The following is a 3,152-nucleotide window of genomic DNA, read 5'->3' as shown; positions in this document are numbered from 1 at the left end:
GTAAGCCTGCGGTGAGGGCCGTCTGCTCTGACTGAGCAAATGGTCGTAAGGCATAGCCTTATGGCATGCGCTTCAGTTGTTTCACCAATCGAGATCTTCGCCGCCGATGAGGGTGGCCGTCGTCGGCACTGGTCTGACGAGGACAAGGTCCGGATCGTCGAGGAGAGCCTGCGCGGCTACCGTCAGGGCTCGTCGACGGCCCGCCGGTATGGGATTTCGCGGTCTCTGCTTTCGATCTGGCGGCGCGAGTATCGCCGCGGGATGCTCGGTGCGCCGGAAGCTGGTGGGTTCATGCCGTTGGTGATGGAAGGGTCTCCTCCCGCGTCAACTGAGCAGCCCTCGAGAGAGGCAGACAATGCCCGGATCGAGATCACCCTGACGAATGGTCGGCGGATGACGATCCCCACCGCGCTTTCCCCTTCGCATCTGGCGGCGCTGCTTGTCGTGCTGGACCCGCGATGATCGCTTTTCCTGCCGGGGTAAAGGTTTGGATTGCGGGCGGCGTGACGGACATGAGGTGCGGGATGAATAGCCTGGCGCTGAAGGTTCAGCAGGGGCTCGGCCGCGATCCGCACGGGGGCGAGATCTTCTGCTTCCGGGGGCGCAAGGGCGACCTGATCAAGATCCTCTGGCACGATGGCGTCGGCATGTCGCTGTATCTGAAGCGGCTGGAGGCCGGGAAGTTCATCTGGCCGGTGAGTCAGAATGGCTTGGCCGTTCCGGTCTCGGCGGCGCAGCTCGGCTATCTTCTGGAAGGGATCGACTGGCGCAATCCGCGCTGGACGCAGCGACCTGCCTCGGCGGGGTGATAGTCAAAATACCCTTGTTTTATTGGACTATTTCGGGACCGCGTGGTAGATCTTTGGTATGACTGAGACCGCATCTGAGATCGCTGTTCTGCGCGCCGCACTCGCCGCGGCAGAGGTCCGCGCGTCTGCTGCAGAGGGCGCTTTGGTCGCCGCCAAGGGGGAGTTGACCCAGGTTCAGGCAATCGTCTCGGCCTCCGAAGACATGATCCGGCACCTTCGACTGCAGATCGCCAAACTCCGGCGCGAGCAATATGGCCAGAGCGCCGAGCGCCATGCCCGGCTGATTGAACAACTGGAGATGCAACTCGAGGATATCGAGACCGACATTGCTGATGACCGAGGCAAAGCGGAGGCAACGGGCCCCGGGGCGATGGTCTCGGCGTTCGAACGCCGCCGCCCCACCCGCAAGCCGTTCCCCGAGCATCTGCCGCGCGAGCGCGTGGTGATCGAGGCTCCTGCCGCCTGCACCTGCTGTGGTTCGGCGCGCATCGTGAAAATGGGCGAAGACATCACCGAGACGCTGGAGGTCATTCCCCGGCAGTGGAAGGTCGTGCAGACCGTCCGCGAGAAGTTCACCTGCCGGGACTGCGAGAAAATCAGCCAGCCGCCGGCGCCGTTTCATCCGACGCCTCGGGGCTGGGCGGGGCCCAACCTGCTGGCGATGGTGCTGTTCGAGAAGTTCGGCCAGCATCAGCCCCTGAACCGGCAGGCCGAACGCTACGCGAAGGAGGGCGTCGAGATCAGCCTTTCCACCCTGGCCGACCAGGTCGGGGCCTGCGCCGTCGCCCTGCAGCCGATCCACGATCTGATCCGCGCCCATGTCCTCGGCGCTGAACGATTGCATGCGGACGACACCACCGTGCCGCTTCTGGCCAAGGGAGGCACCAAGACCGCCCGGCTCTGGACCTATTTGCGCGACGACCGGCCCTTCCGCGGAGGGGCGCCTCCGGCTGCGCTCTATCACTTCTCCACAGACCGCAGGAAAGAACACCCGACCCGGCATCTGGCGGGCTGGACCGGCATCCTGCAAGCCGACGCCTACGGCGGCTACAACGATCTCTATTGCCATGATCACAAGCCCGCGCCGGTGCGCAGCGCGCTGTGCTGGTCGCATGCCCGGCGCAAGTTTTTCGAACTGGCGGATGTCAAAGCCACGGCTCGCAAGGGCAGATCGGTGGCCGAGGAGATCTCGCCTGTGGCACTGGAAGCCGTCAGACGCTTCGATACCATCTTCGATGTCGAACGCGAGATCAACGGCCTGACCGCCGAGGCCCGCCATGACGCCCGTCAGCGGCTGGTGCGCCCGATGGTCAGCGATCTGCGTGACTGGCTGCGATCCGAACGCGCCCGGATGTCGAAGCACAACTCCGTCGCCAAGGCCATCAACTACATGTTCGAAGAAGACGACCGCTGGGAAGCGTTTACCCGCTTCCTCGATGACGGCCGTATCTGCCTTACGAACAATTCCGCCGAACGATCCCTCCGCGGCGTCGCACTCGGCCGGAAAGCCTGGCTCTTCGCCGGATCGCCGCGCGGTGGCGAGCGTGCCGCCTTCATGTATTCCCTGATCGTCACCGCCAGGATGAACGACGTCGATCCTCAAGCCTGGCTGGCTGATGTCTTGGCACGACTGGCAGACACGCCTCTGTCCCGCCTGCCAGAATTACTGCCGTGGAACTGGACTCAAGCCCCACAAAGGATGGCCGCATGACCCTGATCGCCCGCCTCCGGATCCTGCTGAACGACGTCGATCCGCAGCCGATGCGCCATATCGAAGTGCCGTTGAAGATCAGGCTCGACCGGCTGCATGAGGTGATCCAGGCGGCGATGGGCTGGACGGACACCCATCTCTACGAATTCCGGGCCGGTGACGCCGGTTGGGGCATGCCCGACCCCGACGGCTTCTACGACGGCCCCATGCCCGCGAAGAAGGCAACGCTGCAAAAAGTGCTCGAGGACACCGGCACCAGGACGATCCACTATGTTTACGACTTCGGTGATGACTGGGATCACAGCATCCGGATCGAGAAGGTCAACGAGGCCGTCCCGGGTGTGACCTATCCGCGGCTTCTGAAAGCCAGCGGAGCCTGCCCGCCCGAGGACGTCGGTGGTGCCCCCGGATACGAGGAATTCCTCGTAGCCCTCGCCGATCCGGACCACGAGCAGCACGAAGATATGGTCCGCTGGTCAGGTGGATCATTTGATCCCGAAGATGCCTGTAGCGACAGCATCGTCGAACGTTTTGACCGGCTCGCGAAAAGATGGGCTCCCCGGCCCGCAAAACCCAAAGCGCCCAAGGGCGCCCCCTGAGCATCGCTGCCGCGGCCTACGCCGGATGGTTAC

The 3,152-nt window shown here is 64.0% G+C and carries 4 protein-coding genes; all 4 read left to right on the top strand.

The annotated features are described in order from the left end of the window. The first annotated feature begins 60 nt into the window (after nucleotides 1-60). Genes tnpA through RM190_RS23215 form a run of 4 tightly spaced genes read left to right on the top strand, consistent with a single transcriptional unit; the run spans nucleotide 61 to nucleotide 3,119 of the window. Nucleotides 61-462: an IS66-like element accessory protein TnpA gene (tnpA, locus tag RM190_RS23230; RefSeq protein ID WP_311761856.1), complete on the top strand. Its 402-nt coding sequence runs from the start codon at nucleotides 61-63 to the stop codon at nucleotides 460-462. Continuing rightward, a complete protein-coding gene (gene tnpB, locus RM190_RS23225) occupies nucleotides 459-809 on the top strand; it encodes an IS66 family insertion sequence element accessory protein TnpB (RefSeq protein WP_311761855.1) in 351 nt (116 codons plus the stop codon). The genes tnpA and tnpB overlap by 4 nt, the downstream gene beginning before the upstream one ends. Before the next feature lie 58 nt (nucleotides 810-867). Next, the gene (tnpC, locus tag RM190_RS23220; protein ID WP_311761854.1) at nucleotides 868-2,520 is read left to right on the top strand and encodes an IS66 family transposase; all 1,653 of its coding nucleotides are present in this window, start codon (nucleotides 868-870) and stop codon (nucleotides 2,518-2,520) included. Further along, nucleotides 2,517-3,119, top strand: coding sequence for a plasmid pRiA4b ORF-3 family protein (locus tag RM190_RS23215; protein ID WP_285051549.1), 603 nt, complete (start codon nucleotides 2,517-2,519; stop codon nucleotides 3,117-3,119). Before tnpC ends, RM190_RS23215 begins: the two co-directional genes overlap by 4 nt. Nucleotides 3,120-3,152: the final 33 nt, after the last annotated feature.

It is taken from the genome of Paracoccus broussonetiae (genome assembly GCF_031854425.1).
GTDB lineage: Bacteria > Pseudomonadota > Alphaproteobacteria > Rhodobacterales > Rhodobacteraceae > Paracoccus > Paracoccus broussonetiae.
This window is presented reverse-complemented; position numbering and strand designations above follow the sequence as displayed.

What these genes read in the sequence shown, in the direction of transcription:
- tnpA (WP_311761856.1), top strand. Translation starts at nt 61, where the DNA reads ATGGCATGCGCTTCAGTTGTTTCACCAATCGAGATCTTCGCCGCCGAT.
- tnpB (WP_311761855.1), top strand. Translation starts at nt 459, where the DNA reads ATGATCGCTTTTCCTGCCGGGGTAAAGGTTTGGATTGCGGGCGGCGTG.
- tnpC (WP_311761854.1), top strand. Translation starts at nt 868, where the DNA reads ATGACTGAGACCGCATCTGAGATCGCTGTTCTGCGCGCCGCACTCGCC.
- RM190_RS23215 (WP_285051549.1), top strand. Translation starts at nt 2,517, where the DNA reads ATGACCCTGATCGCCCGCCTCCGGATCCTGCTGAACGACGTCGATCCG.